Here is a 23,898-nt window from a genome sequence, read left to right on the forward strand (position 1 = left end):
CATTATAACGTTAAAAATCTCATTTTATTGTTATCACATTCAATTCAGCATGTTTGATTTTTAGATTCTTATAAATAAGTATTATTTTTACAAAAAAAAGCTATGTCATTTGATAAAGATAAAATCCTCCAACTTTGTAATGATTGGTCCAAAAACACGTTGATGGAAACTTTAGAAATAGAGTATATCGATGCTGGAGAAGATTTCTTAACAGCAAAAATGCCTGTCAATTCCAAAGTGCATCAACCAATGGGAATACTTCATGGTGGCGCAACGGTGGCTTTAGCAGAAAGTGTTGGAAGTGCTGCTTCGATGCTGTTTATCAATCCTGAAAAACAAGAAGCTCGTGGCATTGAAATTTCGGCAAATCATTTAAAAAGTAAACGGGAAGGAACTGTTTTTTGTACCGCAAAAATTATTCATCAGGGCAGAAGCATTCATCTTTGGGAAATAAAAATCACCGATGAAGAAGGAAAATTGATTTCGCTTTGTAAACTGTCTAACTTGATTTTACCACGAAGATAATGACGGATTTATTTATAAAAGTCAAAATCCAACAAGGACAAAACTTGCCGTTTGTACTATTTTGCAAGCCCGATTCAGATAAGGTTGTCGGTGTATTTCAGAAGAACGACCACATTTATTTTTTAGAAACCTTCGAGGAAAAAGGCTTTGCTTTTGCACCGTTCGATGCAGAGGAAGTTCCATATATTCCATTGGAGCATTCAGACGTATACGTTGAAACGGTACATAGCAAGAATTATTATTTTGAACCTAAAACTTCCAATCCTAATGGTGTTATAGGCAAGGATTTTTTTGAGGAAATGGTTAGCAAGGCTGTGGAGGCTATAAATGACAAACAATTCCTGAAAGTCGTCCTATCGAGAAAAGAGGAAGTAGCTGTTCCTGATTTTGACATACAAACAACCATGCGGAAGATGATTTATCAGTATCCAAATGCATTTAAATATTGTTTTTCACATCCAAAAATTGGAACTTGGCTTGGAGCAACTCCTGAACAGTTTCTTAATACCAATGGCAATGCTTTAAAAACAGTTGCATTGGCAGGAACTCAGTTGGCGACAAGTTCTAAAAATATTATTTGGCAGGGCAAAGAGGAAATAGAACAGCAGTTAGTAACTGATTTTATTGTAGATAGTTTAGAAGACTTGGTCAAAGAAATCACAATTTCAAGCCCTTATTCAGTTAAAGCGGGAAATTTGTGGCATATCAAAACAGATATTTTAGCAAGATTAAAATCGAAGAAATCATTAAAAAAAATAATAACCGCATTGCATCCTTCTTCAGCGGTTTGCGGATTACCAAAACAAGCAGCAAAGGAATTCATATTGGAAAATGAAGGCTACAACCGAGAATATTATTCGGGTTTTTTAGGAGAATTGAATATTGATTTCGTTACGTTTAGAACGTTGCAAACCGATTTATTTGTCAATTTGCGATGTATGAAAATCATAATTGCTTCAAAGTTCGCAATGACAAAGGCACAACTATTCATTGGTTGCGGCATTACAAAAGATAGTAATCCTGTGGATGAATATATTGAAACGGTCAATAAATCGATGACGATGAAAAAGATTTTGGAATAGAATATAGAATAAAGAGTAAAGAGTAAAGAGTAAAGAGTAAAGAGTAAAGAGGACACTGTTAATTAATAACTTTTAGAGATATGAAACTAGATATATTGGCGTTTGGCGCGCATCCGGACGATGTTGAATTAGGTTGCAGCGGTACCATCGCCAAAGAAATTTCGTTGGGGAAAAAGATTGGCATTATCGATTTAACACGTGGTGAATTGGGAACTCGCGGTTCTGTAGAAATCAGAGATTCTGAATCGGCACTGGCTGCTGAGATTTTAGGAATTTCCGTTCGTGAAAATTTAAATATGCGTGATGGGTTTTTTATAAATGATGAAGAACATCAACTTCAAATCATAAAAATGATTCGGAAATATAAGCCGGAAATTGTGCTTTGCAACGCTATTCGCGACCGACATATTGATCACGGCAAAGGAAGCAAACTCGTTTCGGATGCTTGTTTTCTTTCAGGTTTGAGAAGAATAGAAACTACTTTCGATGGTAAAAATCAAGAAGACTGGCGACCAAAAGTGGTCTATCACTATATTCAATGGGAAAACCTATATCCTGATTTTGTGGTAGATATCACTGGATTTACTGATAAAAAAGCAGCTTCGATTTTGGCGTATGCTTCACAGTTTTATTCTGAAAATTCGAATGAACCGGTAACGCCAATTGCGACTAAAAACTTCTTGGAAAGCATACATTATCGCTCGCAGGATTTTGGGCGATTAGTAGGCGTAGAACACGCTGAAGGTTTCACGGTTGAAAGATATTTGGCTGTCAATAGCTTAAGCGATTTAAAGTAACTTTTTAATTTTTTTTCTTGACAAAAGAAAAGAATTATATATATTTGCACTCGTTAAAAATGGTGGTTGTAGCTCAGCTGGTTAGAGTATTGGTTTGTGGTGCCGAGGGTCGCCGGTTCGAACCCGGTCAGCCACCCTTAACTAAAAAGTCCTGATGATTCAGGACTTTTTTTGTTTTGTATTAATTGGTTTCTGCTTTATCTACCACTAATTTTTGTTCCCTATTTGCAATTTCCCAGGCAATCGCAAAAGCATATTTCGTTCTCACAGTCAAGGCATCAAATTCTATTTTGCTTACTTCATCAGTTGCTCTGTGGTAATCGGCATGTTCGCCGTTATAAAGAAAAACTACCGGAATTCCCTTTTTGGCAAAATTATAATGGTCCGAACGGTAATAATAGCGGTTTGGGTCGCTTTTATCATTGTATTTATAATCAATAGTTAAGAAGTTATTTTTCTTATTCACTTCTTCACATACATTGTATAAATCAGTTGAGAGGTAATCAGAACCAATCAAATAGACATAATTGTTAGTGTTTTCATGAAACGAATCGCGTCGTCCAATCATATCAATATTCACATCGGCAACTGTATTAGCTAAAGGGAATAATGGATTTTGTGTGTAATAACGCGAACCATGCAAACCGTGTTCTTCGCCCGTCATGTGAATAATTAATATGGAACGTTTTGGACCATTACCTTCATTTTTAGCTTTTTGAAAAGCAGCGGCAATTTCCATAATAGCAACTGTTCCTGAACCATCATCATCAGCGCCGTTATAAATTTGCCCATTTTTCATTTTAAGATGGTCATAGTGTGCGGAAACAACCACAATTTCATCGGGCTTTTCTGAACCTTCAATAAAAGCCCAAATATTCTCTGAATCAGGGAGATTTTCATTGTATTTTGCATTTAAAAACGCAGCCGGAATATGTTGGTAATAATCATTGGCTCCTTTTGGGAAACCAACGCCATGCTTTTTGTAGAAATCAATTATATAGCGACCTGCTTTTTTCTGACCTTCGCTTCCGGTGTCGCGACCTTCCATTTCATCCGAAGCAATGATTTCGAGATTTTGCTGTAAGCTTTCTCTAGAAATAACATCAATATAATTATTTTTTGAATGGTTAACAGGTTTTACTCCAACAACAACTTTCTTGCTTGAGCAGTTTATAAATAGAAATATAATAAGTAATAATAGGATTGGCTTCTTCATGTTGATTTTTAATGGATGTTGATAAAGGTATATACGATAAATACTAAAAGCAAGATGCTCATTAAAATAATATTGATAATAAGCATAACGATGCTTTTAAGGAATGAAATGGTTCTGGTTTCGCCATAGAAACGATGATGTGCCGGGAAGAAATAATAGAACATCCAAATATAACCAAAAGCATTGCCAAAACCGGTAATGAAAGTGTTAAACGAATTTTCGACAAAACAGCCCATTATTTTTTTGAAAAAGAAAATAAATAATGCGATAAGTAATAGAAACGAAAAATAGTGTAATGTGAAAATGCCATGATCAAAATAATACCAACGCTTTTTATTATGAAAAAGCCATAGTACTAAAGCAAATAAAGGCATATAGATAAATAATACTTTTGGAGAGTTGCGTTGTGCTTGTTCCAAAAATTTCACCATCATTTCTTTCTTGGTGTTTTTGGCTAATACTATCAATGATTTCTTGACAATAGAATATTCGAAATCAGTTAATCTATCTTCTACTGGACCATATTTTTGTAAGGAATCCAACTCTTTGACATTTTTGTAACCAAAATTAAGAAACCCTTCGTTTTGTTGTTCATTGGTAAGATGCTTCATTTTTTGATCTTCCTCATCGGCTTTTATAATATCAGAAAGCTTAATTTTTTTTGATGCAATGACACTGTCTTTGACAACACCGTTTTTGTCTTTTACGGGGACAGTTGTCGTTTGATCTGAGTTTACCAAATCATCAGGATTAGTTGGGAATATTGCAATCAGAAAGAACGTCACAAAGCTGATGAAAATATACAATCTAACAGGAGCCAAATAAGAAAGACGTTTGCCCGAAAGGTATTCTTTAGTCAGCGAAGCAGGTTTAAGGAATAAGTTTTTTATGGTTTTCCAAAAAGCATTTTCATAATGCGTTAAATCTTCGAAAAAATGAACAAATAAATGATGAAAAGTTTTTCGGGTATCGGTGTTTTCCTGCCCGCAATTGGGACAAAATCTATTTTCTACAACATAATTACAATTCAGGCACGTTTTGTCTTTTCTTAACGGACTTTTAGACATAGGAAATAGTTATAAAAATCAAAATGTAAATCTATTAAAATTATTTCTATTTTTGAAACACAAATACAAAACCATGCAATCAAAGGCTACAACTCCAGAACAATACTTTTCTGAATTACCTGAAGACAGAAAACAAGCTATGCTAAAACTTCGAAATGCCATTAAAGAAAATTTGCCCAAAGGTTATGAGGAAGTCATAAGTTATGGCATGATAGGTTATGTTGTGCCACATTCTATTTATCCCGCTGGGTATCATTGTACGCCAAAATTGCCGCTGCCTTTTATTAATTTGGCTTCGCAGAAGAATTTTATTGCGGTATATCATATGGGAATTTATGGCAATAAAAATTTGTTAGATTGGTTTGTTGCCGAATATCCAAAACATGCTAAAACCAAAATCGATATGGGAAAAGGATGTCTTCGGTTCAAGAAAATGGATGATATTCCATTTGAATTAATTGGTGAATTGGCAACCAAAATCTCAGTGAAAGATTGGATTACTATCTATGAACAAAACTGGAGATCAAGAGTTAAATGATTTTAATACAAAATAATACTGACGAAAATTTTACCGATATTAGAGTTATTGCCGCTGAAGTTTGGCCAATAGCTTATGGTGCCATTTTAAGTCAGGCACAGTTAGATTATATGATGGAAATGATGTACAGCGTTTCGTCATTGCAACTGCAGTCCAATTCCAAAAAGCATCGTTTTATTTTGGCAAAAGAAGGTGAAACAGTTATGGGTTTTGCTTCTTATGAATTTAATTACAATAAAAAACCTAAAACTAAAATTCATAAAATATATATTTTTTCCAATCACCAAGGGAAAGGCATTGGAAAAAAACTCATTAATTTTATAGTCAATGAATCCAAATTGCGTCATCAAAAAGGGTTGATTTTGAATGTGAATAAAAAAAACATAGCTATTCGTTTTTATGAAAGAATTGGTTTTGAAATCAGTTATGAAGAAGTTATCGATATAGGTAATGGTTATGTAATGGATGATTATGTGATGGAAAAATCAATTTAAAAAGCAACCAATGAAGTTTCTAAAAAAAATAAACAGCAAAGCAAAATCAGATGCAAACACCGGTTTTGGAACAAATGCTTCCAGTTATGGTGGTCGATTTATCACTAAAAGCGGAAATGCCAATGTGAAAAAATCAGGAATTGGTCTTTTTGAAAGCATTAGTTGGTATCACACGATGCTGAATATTCCGCGATGGAAATTTTTAGTAATTATAGGCGTATTTTATTTTTTGGTCAATTTTATTTTTGCCAGCTTGTATTATGCCGTTGGTGTCGAACATTTAAATGGAATAACTGCCATAACAACTTTGGATAAATTTGGGCAGGCATTTTTCTTTAGCATTCAAACTTTTACCACAGTTGGTTACGGACATATCAGTCCAAGCGGATTTGCGACTAGTCTTGTGGCTGCAGTTGAAGCTTTATTCGGATTGTTGAGTTTTGCCATTGCTACAGGTTTGTTTTACGGAAGATTTAGCAAACCCAAAGCGCATATTAAATTTTCAGAAAACGCCTTGATTGCACCTTATAAAGATGGAACCGCTTTGATGCTTAGATTATCACCATTTAAAAATACTAATTTGACTGATGCTGAAGCCAAAGTAACGCTTGGAATGAAACTAGATGAAAAAGGTATTTTAGTAAATAAGTTCTATTCTTTGGATTTAGAATTATCAAAAATAAATGCCTTGAATTTGAGTTGGACATTGGTTCATCCTATAACAGAAATTAGTCCGTTATATAATTTGACCAAAGAAGATTACGAAAACATTGACGGTGAATTTCTCGTATTCCTAAAGGTTTTTGATGACATGTTTAGTACGACAGTAGTTAAACGAGCGTCATATTCGTTTGATGAGATTGTTTTTGGAGCCAAATTTTTGCCGATGTTTTCACGAAGTGAGAATCAAAATAAAACGGTTCTTCACATTGATAAACTAAATTTGTATGAAAAAATAAAGCTGTAAAATAATTTACAGCTTCTTTTTTATTTTAGAGTAGCATCTAATTTTACCGCTACTTTCTTGGAGACTTTTTTGCTGACAACACTTGGGATTTCAATACCATAATCATCAGTGTTCAGGCTAAAATCAGAATCAATTTCAATGCCATTACTTGATTTTTTTATACTTGCCGTAATGCTAATGTCTTTTGATTTTCCGTGCATTTCCATTTTTCCTTTTATGGTATAGGCTTTGGCAGTTTCGGTAAGTTTTGAAACATCGAAGTTATCGATTTTGCCTTTAAATGTCGCTTTTGGATACGAATCGCTTTCCATATAATTTTCGTTGAAATGTTCTTCCATCAAAGCTACTTTGAAGCGAAACCCTTTTATTAATACAAGGCTGGCAAATTCTCCAGTACTCGGATTTAGTACACAAGTTACAGATTCGTTTTTTGCTTTTACTTCTTCAAAAGCCGGAACAGAAGCTTCAAATGTTATTTTACCTGTTTTGGTAAGCATTTTGGTTTGTGCAAAACTGCTCAAACTGATTACTATAAGAAGACTTAATAATTTAATTTTGCTCATGGGTTTACTATTTTTTTTTGTTATTGCTTCACCAGTTCGCATTCGCTCGTGTAGTGAATCTTCGATTTCATAATATTTTATTTTATTCTTGTAATCCATTTTGTGCCCATTCAAAAATTTGATCAATTTTAGCTTGTGGTAATCTGGTACCGCCATTTGGCATCATTCCAGGTGAGCCTTGCGCTCTTGAAATTCGATCTAATAATCCTCTTGTTTGAACCGCATTCTTAACAAATTCGTATGTAGTTAAAGACATAGGCGCACCATTTACGGGAACAGTGGCGTGACATGGAATACAATTGTTATCAATTATTGATTTTATTGTATTGGTATAAGTGATTTCGTCAAATTGGCTTATATCAATTAAATCAGAACTGGAATCGTTTGTGCAGCCTATGACAAATACAATACCAAAGGAAATTAGAAGTGGAAAATATAATATCTTTTTCATTTTGGTTTTATTTTAAGTAGTATTTTTAAGTAAATTTACGTAAATATCTACTAAGCAGTTTAATTAATTTTCGATTATGAGAAAAAAGTTGTTTTATATTTTACTATTATTGATTGTAGTAATTTTTGGAGTTTATAAATACATGTATAAAAGTCACAGGGATATTGCTTCTGAAGATGCTGCTTTTTCTAAAACAGTGTCAGAAGTCTTTCAAGCATTTACTGCTAATGATAGTTTGGCAAACAAAACTTATTTAGACAAGACAATTTCTGTAAAAGGGAAAGTAACCAATATTGATTTAGCCAATAAAATTATTACGGTTGACGAAAAGCTGTCAGCTCGATTTACAGATAAGATTCCGGACAATATAAAACTACAAGATTCTATAACTTTAAAAGGACGATTGGTTGGTTTTGACGATTTATTAGAAGAAATTCAAATGGATCAATGCGCTATTGAATAAATTATTTATAACAAAATACAAAAAAAAACATTCTATGAAAAAGATTATTTTATTGCTATTATTACCAATTACCATGATCGCCCAAGAAGATTTACTCATTGGAGTAGACTCGACGTCAATTCAAAAAAGTAAAGTTGAATCCGCCTTCAAAGGATTAAAAATTGTAAATATTGAGTCAACAAAACTAGCCGCCAAAGGCGATTTATATTTTATTGTGGCGCATAGATTTGGCTCTGTAAAAGATGGATTTGAAGGCGCATACGGACTTGATAATGCTGTGACTCAATTGAAATTTCTTTACGGTGTTACCGATTGGTTAACGATTAGTGGAGCAAGAAGTGAATTGGCTTATGATTTTTCGGGGAAATATTTATTGCAATCTCAAGAAACAAATGGTTTTCCGGTCGCTATCGTAGGTTTTACCAGTTTGGCGATTAATAATACATTGAAAGAAAGTAATTATCCAAAAATGAAATTTGAGAACAGACTGATATATGTGGCGCAACTTCTTGTTTCTAGAAAATTCAACAAAAATTTATCGTTAGAGTTGGCTCCGACTTTTTTTCATGAGAACTTTGTAATTGATGATAACCAAGATAATAGCCAATATGCTATTGGAGTTGGAGGTAGATATAAATTTGCAAAACGTTGGTCTTTAAATGTTGATTATGCGGCTCATTTAAATAGATCAAGCACTTCACAGTTTAAAGACCCACTTTCGATTGGAGTTGATTTAGAAACTGGAGGTCATGTATTTCAAATGCATTTTAGTAGTTCACAAGGAATACATGAAGCCGGATTTTTGGGAAATACTACTGGAGATTGGGGTAAAGGAGATATTTTCTTTGGATTTAATCTCTTGAGAGTTTTTTAAGAAAATAAATTATATAAAAAAAGCGTCCCGATTCTTAGAGAGAATTGGGACGTTTTTTTTTAGTTTTGATGCTTGTTATTCTTTAATGAATTTTTGAATGTAATTTCTATCTTGTGTATCAGAAATAGATAAAATATAAGTACCTGTTGCTAATTTCTCAACATTAATTGGTTGATTTAAATCATTAGTCTGCAACACTAATTTACCGGTTAAATCATAAACAAAAGCTGATTTAAGCGTAACATTTAGATTATCTTTAAACTGAATGTTAACCACATTTTTTGTAGGATTTGGATAAACAGAGAAAACAGTATTGTTAAATGAATTTACAGCTAATGTTGCTCCTTCAATTACCGAAATACTTTGATTTGGATTTACACTGTTAATAGTGTCAATGATTCCAGAAGGCCATTTTATAACTACTTGATCAATAGTTGTAGCCTGTCCAAGTCCAAAATGAGCAGTTATGGTACTCATGTTTTGGAATCCAGTACCGCTTTGAACATATCTAATTTGTTGTCCCCATGAACCATAAATTTCAACTCTGGCTCCAATCCCGTTTCTGTTACTCTGAATTCCACGTAAATTAACATTTAACCATTTATTAGTATTACCATTATTAAATAATACATTAGTACCGTTTTGAATGTCTAAAAACCCATCATTATTTAAATCGCCAATTGGTCTGTCAACAGTAGATAAATTGTACGTATTTGGATTAGGGGTGAAGTGAAAATTACCATCACCAAACATAATATTATTGCCAGAACCTAATACGTCCAGAAACCCGTCATTGTCAAAATCTTGAGCTACATATTCTCTACCCAAAGAAGTATTTGTGTCGTAACCTGAACCAGCGGTTACACTTGTAAATGTTCCATTACCGTTATTTCTTTTTACATTCGAATATCCATTAGATGCTGAGTTTACCCCAACGATAACATCCATCCATCCATCGTTATTAAAATCACCGCAAGCTCCAGACCATGTTTGTTCCGGATTTGCCATATTAGCTTCTGTAGCTACATTTGTAAAAGTTCCATTCCCATTATTTCTATGCAGCTGATCAATATTTCCTCCAGTGCCAGAGCCACCTTGACCACATTTTGCTAGATACATATCAATATCACCATCGTTATCATAATCAAACCAATTGGAAGCGTAATTTCCGCCAGATGCAAAATCACCAATCCCGCCTTGAATATGATTTAAATTGACACCATCGTTCATATAATATCGATTTGGAGCATTATCATCACAAGCAAAAGCATCAAGTTTACCATCATTATTAATATCCACAAAGTTTGTTCTTTGTACCAAATAATTTTGTGTTTTTCTGTCAGTTGTATATCCTGTTCCATCGCTGTTTGCTTTTAAAAATACTACACCACTTCCAGAACCATAAACCAAGTCATTGTATCCATTATTGTCATAATCGCCCGCAGCAATACTCCATGAAGGAAGTACAGTTGTATTTGGAACTGTATAAGTTGTGGTAGAAAAAGTTCCTCCAACTTGCTGATAGGTTATGGCTAGTTGAGTTGCAGAAACTGCAGAAACAATATCATCTAGATAGTCTCCATTCATATCAGCAACACAATTGTTATAACCTCCGACTATACCGGTTACAATCTGACTTGTAAATGATAATCTATCAGGACCTGCTGGGGCAGTTTCCATAACTGTAAAATCAAAGCCAGCCGAACTAAATTTATTATCAAAAGCAAATATATAGGTTGTTCCTAGTATCGCCGCAAAAGCTACTTGCGAAGAATTAGTACCATTATAATCATCATTTGAGCCAACGCAAAACAATGCGCTGCAATCTCCTGAATAGACGATTAGACGAGTATCACTATTATTGTTTTGAGCTAAAAGAGTAGAAACCGTTATATTGATATTTTGGGTTGCAGTATACTTGTACCATTTCCCTTTTGATGCTGTTCCATTTCCCATGCTACACAATTGTGTTGGAGCTGCCCCATTTTCACCGCTAAATGCCGGTGCAGTCGTAGTAGAATTTAGCGCAACGCTCAATGCTGTTGCACAACTTGATTGTGCAACAGCAAATGATATGCTAAAAAATAAAACAAGAGCAGATGTAATTTTTTTCATAATGGATTTTATAAAATTATTTTAAAAGTTAGTTGCATGTTTGCGTCAAAGATGAAATATATTCTTCTAAAAGGGCAACACCTTCATCATGAACAACAGTTCTACCTAATAAAGGCATTCTTTCACTTTCATCGTTTGAACTTAATCGAAAATGCATAATCGATTTGTTAAAGTTTCCGGGAGTAATTACTTTTTGTAAAGTCGGACTTATCTCTTCATCTGCTAGTAAACAGATACCAATATTAGAATCAACATTTGTTAGTCCAAAAGCGAATCGAACGGGTCTATAATAACAACGAGCTTCATCCTGATGACAATGTGCACAGTTTGCATCTAAATAAGAACGCAGTCTTAAATCTATTGGTTGCGTTGTGTCATGATAATTTACAGCAGATGCAATAGAAGAGGGAAAATTGTCTAAATAACCTTGATCTACTAATTTTTGTAAAATCTTCTTACTTGTATTACCGTAGGTATGATTGTGATTTAAATTTTGTGGTTTAACGCCAATTGGTGTGGCAGTTTCGTTAATTTTATGACAAGCAAAACACTCAGCATCCGATGGTATTCTGTAGTCTGTTGTGATTATTTCGCCGCTAGGTTTTGCAAACGTAATATTTTTGGTACTTCCATTAGTAAAATCTATACCTGATACTAAATCGGCATCTGTCTGATCATCATTCCATACATATTCATAAAATTTCCAGCCATCACTTTTTCTAATCATTAATCGAGTCTCGATTATTTTTGTTACATTCCCTGGTTGAATCGTGGTGTAATAAAATGTTTTTATCAAAACAGTTCCAACTGGAAGATCAAGAATTCTGTTGTCTGCAACATAGGCAGCTTTTACACCGGCCGGCATCCAAATAAATCTCTTTTTTGAAGCATAGTCAGTGAAAAGAGAACTTGCAGGTTCATACGGAATCACATTCAATGAAGGAATTTGATCCTTGATATCACCGTCAAAAAAATTATAATCCGACAGTTTCGGATAAGGAACTAAAGTTAAGTTGACTATAACTGGAGAAACCTGAATGTAATCATCATCTTTGTCAGAACAAGAAATAAAAATGATAAACGTTAAAAGAACTGCAATGGATAGTAGGTAATATTTTTTCATAGATTTTTGAAATGCAGACCAAATATAATAATTATTTAACAACCTTCTTAAAATTAACACAATTTCTAAAAAGTGAAATCTGGTTATTAATAATTTAATAAAAATTATGCAGTTTAATTTCTACAATTCTTCTTCCTTATTGGCTCTTTGCAAAATGTTTTCGGGCAATGCTTTTTTGGCTTTAGCACCCATTTTCTTGAGGTTTTCAACTCGGTTGATTAGATTTCCTGAACCATCAACAAGCTTGCTCATGGCATTGTCATATTCTGTTTTAGAGTCTTTTATTTTATTTCCAACCTTAACTAAATCAGCTACAAAACCTTCAAATTTGTCGTACAAAGCTCCGGCTTGCCGCGCAATTTCAACCGCGTTTTCCTGTTGTTTTTGATTCGTCCACATGCTGTCAATAGTTCGCAAAGTTGCCAATAAAGTGGAAGGCGTAACAATCACAATATTTTTCTCAAAAGCTTTGTTGTAAAGCGAAGTATCTTCATTCAATGCCAAAGCAAAAGCAGATTCAATCGGAATAAACAACAGCACAAAATCAGGGCTTTCCATATGATATAAATCCTGATAATTTTTCTCGCTTAATTGATCTACATGACGTCTGATAGCCATCACATGTTCTTTTAAATGCTGTGCTTTTTCGCTATCATCTTCTTCATTAATATAACGCTCATAAGCGGTTAAGGTTACTTTAGAATCGACGACCATTTTCTTCCCATCAGGTAAATTAATAACGACATCAGGAAAAACCCGATTGCCATCTTCGGTTACAAAACTTTGTTGCACTTCGTATTCGCGCCCTTTTTCCAAACCTGACTTTTCTAATACGCGTTCCAAAATCAATTCGCCCCAATTGCCCTGCATTTTGCTATCGCCTTTTAACGCTTTGGTTAAGTTCAGGGTTTCCTTGCTCATCTGCTCGTTCATTTCGCGTAATCCCAAAATCTGTTGGCGTAATGCGGCGTGATAATCAATGCTTTCTTTGTGTGTGTCCTCGACTTTCTTTTCAAAAAGCTGAATTTTATCCTGCAACGGTGTTAGTATGTTTTTGAGATTTTCTTTGTTTTGTTCGGTGAATTTAGAGGTCTTTTCTTCGAGGATTTTATTAGCCAGATTTTCGAATTCTTTGGTAAATTTCTCCTGCAGTTTTTCTACTTCTTCCTTTTGTTCTTTGTTGCGTTCCCAAAGATTTTCAAAATCAGTTTCTTTTTTTGATAATTGAATGGCTAACGATTCCTTTTCGGTTCGAATAGTTTCTCGCTCTTGAACGGTTTGATTTAATTGCGATTTGAATTGTTCAATTTGCTGCAACAAACCGTTTATTTTTTCTTCCAACGACGCTTTATCCAATTTTGAATTAGCAGCTAAAAGTGTTTTTCCGATATAAATTCCGATGAATAAAGCAATGACGAAGGCGAAGATGATATATAAAGAAGCTGACATTATACGATTATGTTTTTTGTAAAAATAAGCATTAAATTGAAATTGACTATTTCAAAAATGTATTTTTGTTGCAAATCAAAACTATGCATCATCATTTCCTAATTCATAAACCGCATGGCTATTTAAGTCAATTCGTTTATGAAAAAAAGCGACACAAAAAGTTGCTTGGCGAATTGTATAATTTCCCCAAAGGAACGATGGCAATTGGCCGTTTGGATGAAGATTCCGAAGGCTTACTTTTGCTAACAACCGACGGAATGATGAGCGAAATGGTGCGTAGCAAAACCGTCGAAAAAGAATATTACGCTCAAGTTGACGGAATGATTAATGAAGAAGCTGTTGCCCAAATTAAAAAAGGTGTCGAAATTGGTTTCAAAGGCATTCGATACACAACCAAAGAATGCGAAGCCAAAATCATTTACCAACTTCCAGAAAGCATTGGCGAAGGAAGAAGAATTCGGGATCAACGTCACGGACCAACGAGTTGGGTTTCGATAACGTTGACCGAAGGCAAATTCCGTCAAGTTAGAAAAATGACGGCAGCAGTTGGATTTCCAACACTTCGATTGGTCAGGATCCGAGTTGGTAACTTACATTTGCAAAACCTTAAAGCAGGAGAAGTATTGCATGTTAACAAATTTGAACTCTAAAATAAAAAACAAATAATAAATAGCAAAATACAAATAAGTTCCAAAACTTAAAACTCAAATTCCAAACGTTTAAATTTTTGATTTTTGATATTTATTTGATATTTGTAATTTGCTTTTTGAAATTTAAAAAATATGCTCAACATCGTTTTAGTAGAACCCGAAATCCCAAACAACACCGGAAACATTGGACGATTGTCCGTTGGAACCGAAAGTTGTTTGCATTTAATTCACCCGTTCGGATTTGTAATTAATGACAAGAACTTAAAGCGTTCGGGTTTGGATTATTGGGTGCATTTAGATGTTACCGAATATCAAAATGTAGTCGAATGGATGGAGAAAATTGATGATAAATCAAGAGTTTTTCTGATGAGTTCGCATGCCTCCAAATCTATTTATGAAGCCGAGTTTCAAGATGGCGACTGGTTGGTTTTTGGCAAAGAAAGTGTTGGTTTGAGTCAGGAAGTCTTAGCTCAATTCGAAAACCATTTAACGATTCCAATGTCGAATTTAATTCGCAGTTACAATATTGCCAATTCGGTTGCGTTTGTAGTTGGTGAAGCAAAAAGGCAGTTATCATTAAACAGTCGCAGTGTTTAATGAACAGTTTCATTGCTAGAAATTTTATAAAATTAAACCATTAAGAAATTAAGTTTCATTAAGTGAAATAAGGCTTAATGAAACTTAATTTCTTAATGGTTTCAAAGATTAATTTAGGTGATATTTTTGAAAAACAGAGGTTGAGATTAACTAATAACAAACTTCCCTTTTTCACCATCAAAAGTTATTGATGAATCTCTAAAAAGCGTATTAAAAATTCCTTTCGAAATCAAATTGCATGGATCATCTTGCTCCACTGAACTTTCGGTCATGACAATCATTTCATCCGAAAGTTGTATCGCTAAATCAATATCGTGAGTCGAAAATAAGATGCATTTATTGGTTTCTTGTGAAAGCTTTTTCAAGAGTTTGAAAACCGAAACTTTATGAAACAAATCCAAATGTGTTGTCGGCTCATCCAAAATTATCAAAGGCGTGTCTTGCGCCAAAGCCCTTGCAATTAGAACAATCTGCAATTGGCCATCACTAATTTCGTGATGCTTTTTGTCAAGCAAATGCTCAACATGCGTGAGTGCAATCGCCTGATTTATTTTTTCTAAATCTTCTGCTGAAAGTTTGCCAAGCCAATTCGTATAAGGTTGTCTTCCCAAAGCAATCAATTCAAAAACGGATAAATTACTTGGGGGTAATTTTTCGGTCAATACCAAACTTAAATTCTGTGCCAACTTTAAAGGTTCGTAGTGATGAATAGCTTTCTCGTTTAGATTAACAGTTCCGGCCAACGGTTTTTGAATTCCGGTTACCGTTCGTAATAAAGTCGATTTTCCAATGCCATTTCCGCCAACTAAAGAAATTAATTTTCCTTCTTCAAAAGTCAGGTTGAGGTTTACGGCAATAGTAGTTGCACCCTTTTTGGATTGGTATCCAATGGATAAATTTGAAGTGGAAAGTATGATTTTATTTGAATCCATTACTGTATACTTTTCTTTTTAACGATTAACCAAATCACAATCGGTGCTCCAATAATAGACGTAATCGCATTTATTGGTAACGTAAAATCAAAACCCGGCATTTGTGAAATCGTATCACAAAATAACATGATGATGGAACCAATAAGCAGCGTCGAAAAAAACAAAACTTTATGATTACTCGTTTGAAATAACAATTTTCCCAAATGCGGAACCGCCAAACCAATAAAAGCAATTGGACCGGCAAAAGCCGTGATACTTCCCGCCAAAATACTTGTAGCGAATATGATACTATAACGGGCTTTTTTGATGTTCAAGCCCATGCTTTTTGCATAGTTTTCTCCAAGCAATAAAGCGTCCAAAGGTTTTAAAGAAAATAGGCTGAACAATAATCCAACAAGTGTGCAAACCGCTAAAATAGAAATGTTCTGCCACGATAAATTGCCAATACTTCCCATTGACCAAAACGTATATTTTTGCAATTGTTCCGCTGAACTAAAGTAGGTAAAGACACTGACAATCGCACTTGTAAAACTGCTAAACATCAAACCCACAATCAAAATAGACATAGTGTCGCGCAAGCGTTGGGATACGATTAATATCATTACTAAAACTAACGAACTTCCAATGCAGGAAGCGAATATGATTCCGTAAGACGAAAGCAGAAATTGTGAAAAAACTGCAGGCAAAAAACCGGCGCCAAGAATGACAAAAGCAACGCCTAAACTCGAACCTGAACTCAATCCAAGAACATAAGGTCCGGCTAACGGATTTCTAAACAAAGTTTGCATCAACAAGCCCGAAATCGAAAGTCCAATACCAACAAGAACTGCAGTAATAGCTTTAGGTAAACGGAAATTAACGATAATATATTCCCAAGTTTCTTTAGAAGCGTGACTACCGAATAAGCTTCTGAAAACTTCTTTCATCGGAATCGCAACTTGTCCCATTGAAATGTTTAATAACAATGTCAATAGCAACAGCAATGACAAAGCTGTAAAAAGAAGTGTATTTCGGTTTTGAGTTTTCAAATTTGTAATAATCTGTGAAATCTGTGTTTTATTGTAATTTCTCAAAGAAAAAAGGTTCATAACTCGGCAATAATTCGGGATGCAGAATTTTCACCAAATCTTTCAATACCAAATCAGGTCGGTTTGGTGCTAATTCATAATAGAGAATACCGCCCGTTTTTCCTTTTTTTCCGCTGAACGAATATACATTTTTATTCTTGAAAGCATCAAATTTAGCATAATGCGGATTCATATCGGTCATTTCCTTAAGCGAAGAAAATTGTCCGGAAGTAATCCAAACATCTGCACTTTTAGCCTTTTCAAAAACGGTTTCAAAAGACAATGATAAACTTCCCGTGCCACTGGTTTCCTGCCATAAATAATTGCTATTGGCTTGTTTCAAAAGCAAACTTCCCCAACTGGTTCCTTTTGGCAAATACCATCTGTCTTCAAACATATCGCCAGCCAAAATGGTTGGCGTTGTTTTGGCCATTTTTGCAATGGCTATGGTTTTTAAATAATCGTTTTCAATTTTGGTAAAGAGTTCATCTGCTTGTTTTTGTTTGCCATATAAAGCTCCGAAAAACTTAATCCATTCGGCTTTTCCTAAAGCAGTTTCTTCGTTCCAATCGCCGTTGAGTATTACTTTCAAACCGCTTTTCTGAAGATTATCCAAAGTGGGATTTTTGTTGTCAATGCCGTAGCCAATGATAACATTGGGTTGCAAATCGAGTATAACTTCAGTGTTTAAATCCTTATTATTGCCGAGTTCTTTTATGTTGCCGGCATCAATTCGAGCTCGTACTTTTTCGGAGGAAATATAATCGCAATGCGGAAAACCTAGTAGCGTATTGACTTCATCAAGCATTTCCAACGACGGAATATGCGTGGTTGAGGTTACTACTATTGTTTTTATCGGAACAGAAATAATAGTGTTTTGTTTCAAACTATCGGGAACAATTCCGTTTTTTTCTTTTAGGATGTAAGTATAGGTTTTGGTAGCTTTTGGCCAGGGATTTTTAACCGTTACAACCGAATAACCAAAGTAGTTTTGAATTGAAAAGCCTTTGGCGTAGCGCACTTCATTTTTGGTAGAAATAGTAGTTTCTGATTTTGTTTCGTTTTTGCATTGTACCAGTAAAAAAGAAAGAATAGCCAAAAAGAAAGCATTACAAAAGGTCTTCATCGAATTGTTTTTTGCAAAAGTATTGTTTTGTTTTTAATTTATACTTTACATTTGCACCCGAATTAAGGTTGCGATTTCTGTTTTTCAAAATCGCATTAAAAGGGAATCCAGTGAAGAATTAGGATTTAGGAATTACGAATTAGGAATTAAATCCTAAATTCAAAATCCCAAATCCCAAATCAAAGTCTGGAGCTGTTCCCGCAACTGTAAGCTATCAAGCTTGTTGTTATCTACAAAACCACTGTTGTGGAATTAGGAATTAGGAGTTAGGAATAAGGAATTTAAAAATCCTTAATCCTTTAATCCCAAATCCCGGATCCAAATGGGAAGGTCAACAACAAGACGCAAGCCAGGAGACCTGCCTAATTCATCGAGTAACAAACTTTCGGGAAAAGAGGTTTGGGTATGGGTAAATTCTATGCTTTTCTCCCAAGATTATTAAATTATTGTTGAATTAAAAAATGAAAAAAACAGTAAAAGCAGTAGCTATTTTGGCTATGCTAAACACTTGTGTCTATGCGCAAGAACTGGATTCTACCAAAGTGAATCCATTGAAAGAAGTGGTGATTTCGGACACCAAATTTGCACTCCGACAAGAAAAATCAGGAAAAGTTATCGAAGTAATCACAGCTGAAGATTTAAACAAGAAATCAGGGCAAAGCTTGGCAACAGTTTTGAGTCAGGTAGCCGGAATGGAAATCAACGGAAACCAATCGGCTAATGGAAAAAACCTAGGGTACTACATTCGTGGTGGCAAGAATCGTCAGATTTTGATTTTGATTGACGGAATTCCGGTAACGGATGCATCGGGAATCAGTTTTGAGTATGATTTGAGATTATTGCCAGTAGAACAAGTGGAACGAATCGAAATCATGAAAGGCGCGGCGAGTACGCTTTATGGTACTGGCGCAGCAACAGGAGTGATTACTATTACTTTGAAAAAATCGGCTAAAAAAGAAATCGAAGGCAATGGGTATGTAAGTATTGGCTCGAATAATACAGAGGATAATCACAAATATAAAGGGCAAGATTTTAACCAAGGACTTTCAGTAAATGGCAACCTCAAAAAGCTAAATTATTTTGCCGGATTCAACAGTACTGAGACTAAAGGAATGTCGCAAATTGAAGGTGATAATTATGAACCTGATAGTTTTTCGAGGCAAAACCTTTTGGCAAAATTGGGTTTTAAAGCGACACAGAAACTGACTTTGGATTTCTTCGGGAATTATGATAAAATCAAAAACGATTACGATTTGACGTTTGACAATACAGGTTTTAATGATACGGATACCAATATGACGACTTCGGAACAAATCCGTTTTGGAGTTTCCCCAAAATACAAATACAACAAAGGCGAATTTATACTTAACTCTGGTTTTACCAAAATTACCCGTGATTATAAAGAGTTAAATACGTTTTTAAATACTATTGATTATTCGTTGTATGAATCGAGAAGTGTTGTTTTGGATGGATTTAATAAATACAATTTCAGTAAACAACTGTTCGTAATTTTGGGTGCCAATTATCAGTTTAACGATATGAAGAGTAGTACGCCTTTCAGCAGTATCGAAAAGGAAAGCACTAAGTTCAACATTCTTGATGGTTACACGACTTTGGTGTATAATTCTAACTTTGGTTTGAACGTTAATGCCGGAGCACGATTGAATAATCATAGTACTTATGGTAATAATTTTGTTTACAATGTTAATCCATCATACAATTTCAAGACTTCATTTCCTTTGAAAGTTTTGGCTTCGTATAGCACGGCTTACGTCACGCCAAGTTTGTATCAATTGTACTCTGAATATGGCAATGCCAATTTAACTTCGGAAAAAAATGCTACGGTTGAAGCCGGTTTTGAAACAGAATTACTAAGTAAAAAAGTAAGATTGAATGCTGTTGGGTTTTTCCGTAACCAAACGAATGCCATTGATTTCTATTTTGATTCTTCAACATTTGAAGCATACTATATCAACGTAAACGGAGAAACCAAAGCCAAAGGTGTAGAAACTTCTTTGAGTATTGCGGTAACTTCCAAACTACAACTAAACGGAAATTATACTTTTACGCAAGTTGACAAAGCGCTAGATCGATTAATTCCGAAACACAAAGTCAATAGCGGTTTGGATTTTCAAGCAACAACCAGAGCACTTTTTAGTGTGAATTACCAATATTTTGATGCAAGAAACGATGCGTTTTTTGACGGAAATACTTTTGGAGTTGTGACAACTAAATTAAGTTCTTACCAATTGGTAAATGCTTTAGTGAAATATGAATTGATAAAAAGCAGACTGACCCTATTTGGCACAGCGACTAATATTTTCAATGAAGAATTTGTTGAGAATGTGGGTTATTCCACTCGAGGAAGAAATTTCAAAATTGGGTTAAATATAATTTTGTAAATGAAGGAAAGCACTCGAAAGAGTGCTTTTTTTATTGGATATTGTATAACATTAAAGTATAAATATATAAGGATTATGAGTTTATAAGGAAGTAAATTTATAATAACTCAAATAATTGATTATGAAAACTTTATTCAACATTCGAAAAGGCTCATTGGTATTGATGGTATCATTGATGTTGCTTTCATGTGCAAGCCAATATTCAAACAAGGGAACCGCCTCTGACAGAACGGGAACTAACGGTGCTACAAACGGTACAGGAAAAGTACGAAGAGGATAAAATAGTTTAAGATTCCAGACTAATTTCGGACAAAAGATGTTTTTTTGAAGAATAAAAGCTCTCGAAAGAGAGTCTTTTTTATTTATGTTCAATATACATTTCCGTTCTCAACGGATTAATCGCTTTAGCATCTGTAAAATCACGTTCAATTACATTTGGAACTTGTGGTGGCATTTTTCCGCTGGCGATGATTTGGTTGATGGCAGCATTCAATAAAGGTTCGTCAATATCGCCCAAAACACCAAGGTCATTCAAGTTTTCAGGTAATAAAGTAGATGGTGCAATTCCGGCAGTATAATCACCAAAATTATCTTTATTTACTATTTTCAACACGATGGGTTGCATAGCATATTTATGGTTTTGATTCACATTCGATTTTGCGAAAGTAGGTGAGTCGTACAGTGTTATTGAACCAACATTTTTTCCCGTAGTTATATCGCCAATTTGAACAACATTTATATAGGGTTTTAAACAGTTTATAACTAATTCACTTGCTGAGGCGCTTGCTTTCGTAGTCAGAATATATACTTTGTTGAGGTTCAAACTATTTAAACCGGAAACAAATTTATTTTCTAACGAAGCGGGATTATTGGCTAAATAATAGGTTTGAGCTTTGGCATTCCATTGTTGTTTGGCAAATAATTGCCCAGTGAATTGCCCTGTAATCATACTTGCCAGTTTGGTAGCTGTATTTACCGAACCGCCAGAGTTATAACGTAAATCCAAAACTAAATGGGTTACATTTTGCGAAACAAAAGAGCCAAAGGCGGTGTTTAATTGGTTATCATAGCTTGGGTAAAATCCATTGTACATCAAATAGCCAATGTTGCGTGTGCCTTGTGTGATTACAGTATTAAAAAAAATCGGATTTTCTGCCAAAGCCGTTTTGGTTAATGTAACCGATTGTCCGTTAGGCGTAATAGTAACAAAACCGCTGCTGTCACTACTATAGTTGGCTAAGTTAACAGTGTAGGTTTCATTATTACTAAATAAAAGTGAACGATAATTATCATCGTTTAACGGAATTCCATCAATAGCGTAAAAAATATCGCCACGATGTATGTCTTTAGTAGCAGCATCAGAATTCGGAATAATATACCTTACCCAACCAAATACATCGGTAGTCGCGTTGATGTGCTTTAACCCATAATCCATTCCATTGTTTAAAGTGTTTCCCGAAAGCACGCCTTCCAAAACATTATAGTCACTAAAAATCACGCTAAATCTATCTGTTGGCGAAGGCACACGAAGCGCATTAAACAAATCGGTTGGAGTAGCAAAAGGTTCAAGAAAAGAATTCAATTGTGATTGATTGGCAAATCGGTCATCGGCCAAATCAGGAACATCGGCTTGCCACAGATAGTATAAATTCATACCTTTCCAAACAAAGTCTTTTATTTCAAGACTAGTCGGAACCGCATTGTCATCCATGTCGGAACAACCAAAAGGAATGACAAACAACACTAGCATTAGTGATATAACAATTTTCTTCATAGCAGCTTTTGTTTTAATAAACGTAAATTTACAAAGTTTAGATTAATAATTTTATTTTGTTTGTAACAAATAAAAATATGCATCGTCTTGACCTAACAACCAATAACCAAAATTAGTTTCAATGAACCAAAATGAGTTTATGCAACTTGTGAATCCTTTTAAGGACAAGCTCTTTCGAGTGGCGAAACGATTACTCGTTAGCACAGAAGAAGCGGAAGATGCAACTCAGGAAGTTTTGGTAAAATTGTGGAATAAGAATGAGAGTTTGGATGAATACAGAAGTGTTGAAGCTTTGGCAATGACGATGACAAAAAATTATTGTTTGGATCAATTGAAATCAAAAAGAGCGAGCAACATGAAAATTGTTCACAATAATTTCACCGACAGAGAAGCGAGTTTGCAACAAAAAGTGGAAGACACTGACACTTGGAATTGGGTTGAGAAAATAATGAACAACTTGCCCGAACAGCAAAAACTAATTGTTCAAATGCGAGACATTGAAGAAATGGAGTTTGAAGAAATGAGCACAGTTTTAGAAATGAATGAGCAAGCCATTCGCACCGCATTATCAAGAGCAAGAAAAACGATTAGAGAAAAAATGATAAAAACACATCATTATGGCATTGGATAAAATAGAAAATTTACTAGAAAAATACTTCGAAGCAGAAACCAGTATTGCAGAAGAAAAAGAATTGAAAGATTACTTTGCTTCTTCAGATGTTGCGCAGCATCTGGAACAATACAAACCAATATTTGGTTATGCAGTTCAAGCAAAGCAAGAACAATTTAAAGCAACGATTCCGTTAATTCCGAAGGGTCGGAATATCAAACGCAAACGCGTAGTATGGTTATCAGTTGCTGCATCTGTGGTAGTTTTACTTGGCGTAGGTTTATTTACATTCAACAATTATAATCAACTAAAATCAAACGATTTGGGAACTTATGATGATCCGGAAGTAGCCTTCAGAGAAACGCAAAAAGCGTTGGCTATGATTTCGGAAAGTGTAAATAAGGGCATTGGAAGTATGAAATATTTAAATGAATATGAACAATCAAAAAACAAAATTTTTAAAAAATAAACAATCAGAAATCATGAGAAAATTAATTTTAAGTTTAGTATTAGTTTTAAGCACAAGTACATTTTTTGCACAAAGCGTCTTTGACAAGTTTGAAGACCAAGAAGGAATAACTTCAGTTGTGGTTAACAAAAAAATGTTTGCGCTTTTGAGCAAAATGGAAGTAAAAGACAAAGAGTCACAACAGTATGTGAATTTGATAAAAAAGTTAGACAACTTGAGAGTTTTCGTAACGCAAAGCGACAAGAAAGCTGACGAGATGAAATCGGCTTCAGATAAATATATAAAATCATCAACCCTTGAGGAGTTAATGAAAATAAGCGACAAAGGTAAAAGTGTCAAAATATATGTAAAATCAGGTGCTTCTGAATCACAAATTAAAGAGTTAATGATGTTTGTGGAAGGTTCAGGAAAAGAAGAAACAGTTTTGATGTCGTTGATAGGTGATTTTGATTTGAACGAATTATCGGTTTTGACAGACAAAATGAATTTACCTGGTGGCGATGATTTGAAAAAAGCATCAAAAGGTTCAAAAGGGAAAAAATAATCA

At 34.5% G+C, this 23,898-nt stretch carries 26 protein-coding genes, 1 tRNA gene and 1 riboswitch; of the genes, 16 read left to right on the plus strand and 11 right to left on the minus strand.

Translation table 11 applies throughout. From position 1 onward, the window contains the following. Positions 1–102: 102 nt before the first annotated feature. The 4 genes from RMN97_RS02920 to RMN97_RS02935 all read left to right on the plus strand — a co-directional run bounded on the left by RMN97_RS02920 (position 103) and on the right by RMN97_RS02935 (position 2,540). The gene (locus RMN97_RS02920) at positions 103–525 is read left to right on the plus strand and encodes a PaaI family thioesterase (protein ID WP_309613032.1); all 423 of its coding nucleotides are present in this window, start codon (positions 103–105) and stop codon (positions 523–525) included. After that, positions 525–1,607 (plus strand): chorismate-binding protein, encoded by a 1,083-nt coding sequence (locus tag RMN97_RS02925; RefSeq protein WP_309613033.1) that lies wholly within the window; start codon positions 525–527, stop codon positions 1,605–1,607. Before RMN97_RS02920 ends, RMN97_RS02925 begins: the two co-directional genes overlap by 1 nt. Before the next feature lie 80 nt (positions 1,608–1,687). Continuing rightward, positions 1,688–2,404: a bacillithiol biosynthesis deacetylase BshB1 gene (bshB1, locus tag RMN97_RS02930; protein WP_309613034.1), complete on the plus strand. Its 717-nt coding sequence runs from the start codon at positions 1,688–1,690 to the stop codon at positions 2,402–2,404. Positions 2,405–2,466: 62 nt separating this feature from the next. Next, positions 2,467–2,540 (plus strand) — tRNA-His (locus RMN97_RS02935). 45 nt (positions 2,541–2,585) lie between these two features. On the opposite strand, the gene RMN97_RS02940 is transcribed toward RMN97_RS02935, so the two are convergent. Then, positions 2,586–3,620 (minus strand): M28 family peptidase, encoded by a 1,035-nt coding sequence (locus RMN97_RS02940; RefSeq protein WP_309613035.1) that lies wholly within the window; start codon positions 3,618–3,620, stop codon positions 2,586–2,588. A gap of 8 nt (positions 3,621–3,628) precedes the next feature. Then, entirely contained in the window at positions 3,629–4,687 is a 1,059-nt protein-coding gene (locus RMN97_RS02945) for a DUF3667 domain-containing protein (RefSeq protein WP_309613036.1), read from the minus strand. Between the two features lie 73 nt (positions 4,688–4,760). Between RMN97_RS02945 and RMN97_RS02950 the strand changes: the two genes are divergently transcribed. Genes RMN97_RS02950 through RMN97_RS02960 form a run of 3 tightly spaced genes read left to right on the plus strand, consistent with a single transcriptional unit; the run spans position 4,761 to position 6,686 of the window. Continuing rightward, complete coding sequence (locus tag RMN97_RS02950) at positions 4,761–5,225, plus strand: DUF1801 domain-containing protein (RefSeq protein ID WP_309613066.1); 465 nt, start codon at positions 4,761–4,763, stop codon at positions 5,223–5,225. Then, entirely contained in the window at positions 5,222–5,719 is a 498-nt protein-coding gene (locus RMN97_RS02955; RefSeq protein WP_309613037.1) for a GNAT family N-acetyltransferase, read from the plus strand. Before RMN97_RS02950 ends, RMN97_RS02955 begins: the two co-directional genes overlap by 4 nt. 10 nt (positions 5,720–5,729) lie before the next feature. Further along, entirely contained in the window at positions 5,730–6,686 is a 957-nt protein-coding gene (locus RMN97_RS02960; protein ID WP_309613038.1) for an ion channel, read from the plus strand. A 20-nt stretch (positions 6,687–6,706) separates the two neighbouring features. Here RMN97_RS02960 and RMN97_RS02965 read toward each other — a convergent pair whose 3' ends face one another. Both RMN97_RS02965 and RMN97_RS02970 read right to left on the minus strand, forming a co-directional pair. Then, positions 6,707–7,348: a YceI family protein gene (locus RMN97_RS02965; RefSeq protein ID WP_309613039.1), complete on the minus strand. Its 642-nt coding sequence runs from the start codon at positions 7,346–7,348 to the stop codon at positions 6,707–6,709. Next, a complete protein-coding gene (locus RMN97_RS02970) occupies positions 7,332–7,700 on the minus strand; it encodes a hypothetical protein (RefSeq protein WP_309613040.1) in 369 nt (122 codons plus the stop codon). The genes RMN97_RS02965 and RMN97_RS02970 overlap by 17 nt, the downstream gene beginning before the upstream one ends. A 76-nt stretch (positions 7,701–7,776) precedes the next feature. On the opposite strand from RMN97_RS02970, the gene RMN97_RS02975 reads away from it, so the two are divergent. Both RMN97_RS02975 and RMN97_RS02980 read left to right on the plus strand, forming a co-directional pair. Then, positions 7,777–8,163: an OB-fold protein gene (locus RMN97_RS02975; RefSeq protein WP_309613041.1), complete on the plus strand. Its 387-nt coding sequence runs from the start codon at positions 7,777–7,779 to the stop codon at positions 8,161–8,163. Between the two features lie 34 nt (positions 8,164–8,197). Further along, the gene (locus tag RMN97_RS02980) at positions 8,198–9,037 is read left to right on the plus strand and encodes a DUF5777 family beta-barrel protein (RefSeq protein ID WP_309613042.1); all 840 of its coding nucleotides are present in this window, start codon (positions 8,198–8,200) and stop codon (positions 9,035–9,037) included. Between the two features lie 75 nt (positions 9,038–9,112). On the opposite strand, the gene RMN97_RS02985 is transcribed toward RMN97_RS02980, so the two are convergent. From RMN97_RS02985 to rmuC, 3 genes are all read right to left on the minus strand, one after another. Further along, complete coding sequence (locus RMN97_RS02985) at positions 9,113–11,152, minus strand: FG-GAP-like repeat-containing protein (protein ID WP_309613043.1); 2,040 nt, start codon at positions 11,150–11,152, stop codon at positions 9,113–9,115. Positions 11,153–11,180: 28 nt separating this feature from the next. Continuing rightward, positions 11,181–12,275 carry a hypothetical protein gene (locus tag RMN97_RS02990; RefSeq protein WP_309613044.1) on the minus strand — a complete coding sequence of 365 codons (1,095 nt, stop codon included), beginning with the start codon at positions 12,273–12,275 and terminating at the stop codon, positions 11,181–11,183. A 120-nt stretch (positions 12,276–12,395) separates the two neighbouring features. Further along, a complete protein-coding gene (gene rmuC, locus RMN97_RS02995) occupies positions 12,396–13,724 on the minus strand; it encodes a DNA recombination protein RmuC (protein ID WP_309613045.1) in 1,329 nt (442 codons plus the stop codon). Between the two features lie 83 nt (positions 13,725–13,807). Here rmuC and RMN97_RS03000 point away from each other — a divergent pair, with 83 nt between their 5' ends. Both RMN97_RS03000 and RMN97_RS03005 read left to right on the plus strand, forming a co-directional pair. Then, positions 13,808–14,374: a pseudouridine synthase gene (locus tag RMN97_RS03000; protein ID WP_309613067.1), complete on the plus strand. Its 567-nt coding sequence runs from the start codon at positions 13,808–13,810 to the stop codon at positions 14,372–14,374. A gap of 132 nt (positions 14,375–14,506) precedes the next feature. Next, positions 14,507–14,971, plus strand: a complete 465-nt coding sequence (locus tag RMN97_RS03005) for a tRNA (cytidine(34)-2'-O)-methyltransferase (protein ID WP_309613046.1) — start codon at positions 14,507–14,509, stop codon at positions 14,969–14,971. A 146-nt stretch (positions 14,972–15,117) separates the two neighbouring features. On the opposite strand, the gene RMN97_RS03010 is transcribed toward RMN97_RS03005, so the two are convergent. Genes RMN97_RS03010 through RMN97_RS03020 form a run of 3 tightly spaced genes read right to left on the minus strand, consistent with a single transcriptional unit; the run spans position 15,118 to position 18,096 of the window. Continuing rightward, positions 15,118–15,903, minus strand: a complete 786-nt coding sequence (locus RMN97_RS03010) for an ABC transporter ATP-binding protein (RefSeq protein ID WP_309613047.1) — start codon at positions 15,901–15,903, stop codon at positions 15,118–15,120. Continuing rightward, on the minus strand, positions 15,903–16,931 hold the full coding sequence (locus tag RMN97_RS03015) for an iron ABC transporter permease (RefSeq protein WP_309613048.1): 1,029 nt from the start codon (positions 16,929–16,931) through the stop codon (positions 15,903–15,905). Before RMN97_RS03015 ends, RMN97_RS03010 begins: the two co-directional genes overlap by 1 nt. Before the next feature lie 28 nt (positions 16,932–16,959). After that, positions 16,960–18,096, minus strand: coding sequence for an ABC transporter substrate-binding protein (locus tag RMN97_RS03020; protein ID WP_309613049.1), 1,137 nt, complete (start codon positions 18,094–18,096; stop codon positions 16,960–16,962). A 48-nt stretch (positions 18,097–18,144) separates the two neighbouring features. After that, positions 18,145–18,477, plus strand: a riboswitch (cobalamin riboswitch). 80 nt (positions 18,478–18,557) lie between these two features. Between RMN97_RS03020 and RMN97_RS03025 the strand changes: the two genes are divergently transcribed. Together RMN97_RS03025 and RMN97_RS03030 are read left to right on the plus strand one after the other, a co-directional pair. Then, the gene (locus tag RMN97_RS03025; protein ID WP_309613050.1) at positions 18,558–20,498 is read left to right on the plus strand and encodes a TonB-dependent receptor plug domain-containing protein; all 1,941 of its coding nucleotides are present in this window, start codon (positions 18,558–18,560) and stop codon (positions 20,496–20,498) included. 121 nt (positions 20,499–20,619) lie between these two features. Continuing rightward, positions 20,620–20,778 (plus strand): hypothetical protein, encoded by a 159-nt coding sequence (locus RMN97_RS03030; protein WP_309613051.1) that lies wholly within the window; start codon positions 20,620–20,622, stop codon positions 20,776–20,778. Between the two features lie 78 nt (positions 20,779–20,856). Here RMN97_RS03030 and RMN97_RS03035 read toward each other — a convergent pair whose 3' ends face one another. Beyond that, positions 20,857–22,272, minus strand: a complete 1,416-nt coding sequence (locus RMN97_RS03035; RefSeq protein ID WP_309613052.1) for a S41 family peptidase — start codon at positions 22,270–22,272, stop codon at positions 20,857–20,859. A 121-nt stretch (positions 22,273–22,393) separates the two neighbouring features. Here RMN97_RS03035 and RMN97_RS03040 point away from each other — a divergent pair, with 121 nt between their 5' ends. The 3 genes from RMN97_RS03040 to RMN97_RS03050 are packed head-to-tail and all read left to right on the plus strand — an operon-like array spanning position 22,394 to position 23,895. Further along, positions 22,394–22,903: a sigma-70 family RNA polymerase sigma factor gene (locus tag RMN97_RS03040; protein WP_309613053.1), complete on the plus strand. Its 510-nt coding sequence runs from the start codon at positions 22,394–22,396 to the stop codon at positions 22,901–22,903. Further along, on the plus strand, positions 22,890–23,351 hold the full coding sequence (locus RMN97_RS03045) for a hypothetical protein (protein ID WP_309613054.1): 462 nt from the start codon (positions 22,890–22,892) through the stop codon (positions 23,349–23,351). Before RMN97_RS03040 ends, RMN97_RS03045 begins: the two co-directional genes overlap by 14 nt. Before the next feature lie 13 nt (positions 23,352–23,364). Then, positions 23,365–23,895: a DUF4252 domain-containing protein gene (locus RMN97_RS03050; protein ID WP_309613055.1), complete on the plus strand. Its 531-nt coding sequence runs from the start codon at positions 23,365–23,367 to the stop codon at positions 23,893–23,895. Positions 23,896–23,898 lie beyond the last annotated feature (3 nt).

Origin of the sequence: Flavobacterium sp. (genome assembly GCF_031381455.1) — a bacterium.
In the GTDB taxonomy this organism is placed as follows: Bacteria; Bacteroidota; Bacteroidia; order Flavobacteriales; family Flavobacteriaceae; genus Flavobacterium.

Excerpts from the sequence above, each read along its gene's own strand:
- RMN97_RS02920 (WP_309613032.1), top strand. The coding sequence starts at position 103 with ATGTCATTTGATAAAGATAAAATCCTCCAACTTTGTAATGATTGGTCC.
- RMN97_RS02925 (WP_309613033.1), top strand. The coding sequence starts at position 525 with ATGACGGATTTATTTATAAAAGTCAAAATCCAACAAGGACAAAACTTG.
- bshB1 (WP_309613034.1), top strand. The coding sequence starts at position 1,688 with ATGAAACTAGATATATTGGCGTTTGGCGCGCATCCGGACGATGTTGAA.
- RMN97_RS02940 (WP_309613035.1), bottom strand. The coding sequence starts at position 3,620 with ATGAAGAAGCCAATCCTATTATTACTTATTATATTTCTATTTATAAAC.
- RMN97_RS02945 (WP_309613036.1), bottom strand. The coding sequence starts at position 4,687 with ATGTCTAAAAGTCCGTTAAGAAAAGACAAAACGTGCCTGAATTGTAAT.
- RMN97_RS02950 (WP_309613066.1), top strand. The coding sequence starts at position 4,761 with ATGCAATCAAAGGCTACAACTCCAGAACAATACTTTTCTGAATTACCT.
- RMN97_RS02955 (WP_309613037.1), top strand. The coding sequence starts at position 5,222 with ATGATTTTAATACAAAATAATACTGACGAAAATTTTACCGATATTAGA.
- RMN97_RS02960 (WP_309613038.1), top strand. The coding sequence starts at position 5,730 with ATGAAGTTTCTAAAAAAAATAAACAGCAAAGCAAAATCAGATGCAAAC.
- RMN97_RS02965 (WP_309613039.1), bottom strand. The coding sequence starts at position 7,348 with ATGGATTACAAGAATAAAATAAAATATTATGAAATCGAAGATTCACTA.
- RMN97_RS02970 (WP_309613040.1), bottom strand. The coding sequence starts at position 7,700 with ATGAAAAAGATATTATATTTTCCACTTCTAATTTCCTTTGGTATTGTA.
- RMN97_RS02975 (WP_309613041.1), top strand. The coding sequence starts at position 7,777 with ATGAGAAAAAAGTTGTTTTATATTTTACTATTATTGATTGTAGTAATT.
- RMN97_RS02980 (WP_309613042.1), top strand. The coding sequence starts at position 8,198 with ATGAAAAAGATTATTTTATTGCTATTATTACCAATTACCATGATCGCC.
- RMN97_RS02985 (WP_309613043.1), bottom strand. The coding sequence starts at position 11,152 with ATGAAAAAAATTACATCTGCTCTTGTTTTATTTTTTAGCATATCATTT.
- RMN97_RS02990 (WP_309613044.1), bottom strand. The coding sequence starts at position 12,275 with ATGAAAAAATATTACCTACTATCCATTGCAGTTCTTTTAACGTTTATC.
- rmuC (WP_309613045.1), bottom strand. The coding sequence starts at position 13,724 with ATGTCAGCTTCTTTATATATCATCTTCGCCTTCGTCATTGCTTTATTC.
- RMN97_RS03000 (WP_309613067.1), top strand. The coding sequence starts at position 13,808 with ATGCATCATCATTTCCTAATTCATAAACCGCATGGCTATTTAAGTCAA.
- RMN97_RS03005 (WP_309613046.1), top strand. The coding sequence starts at position 14,507 with ATGCTCAACATCGTTTTAGTAGAACCCGAAATCCCAAACAACACCGGA.
- RMN97_RS03010 (WP_309613047.1), bottom strand. The coding sequence starts at position 15,903 with ATGGATTCAAATAAAATCATACTTTCCACTTCAAATTTATCCATTGGA.
- RMN97_RS03020 (WP_309613049.1), bottom strand. The coding sequence starts at position 18,096 with ATGAAGACCTTTTGTAATGCTTTCTTTTTGGCTATTCTTTCTTTTTTA.
- RMN97_RS03025 (WP_309613050.1), top strand. The coding sequence starts at position 18,558 with ATGAAAAAAACAGTAAAAGCAGTAGCTATTTTGGCTATGCTAAACACT.
- RMN97_RS03030 (WP_309613051.1), top strand. The coding sequence starts at position 20,620 with ATGAAAACTTTATTCAACATTCGAAAAGGCTCATTGGTATTGATGGTA.
- RMN97_RS03035 (WP_309613052.1), bottom strand. The coding sequence starts at position 22,272 with ATGAAGAAAATTGTTATATCACTAATGCTAGTGTTGTTTGTCATTCCT.
- RMN97_RS03040 (WP_309613053.1), top strand. The coding sequence starts at position 22,394 with ATGAACCAAAATGAGTTTATGCAACTTGTGAATCCTTTTAAGGACAAG.
- RMN97_RS03045 (WP_309613054.1), top strand. The coding sequence starts at position 22,890 with ATGGCATTGGATAAAATAGAAAATTTACTAGAAAAATACTTCGAAGCA.
- RMN97_RS03050 (WP_309613055.1), top strand. The coding sequence starts at position 23,365 with ATGAGAAAATTAATTTTAAGTTTAGTATTAGTTTTAAGCACAAGTACA.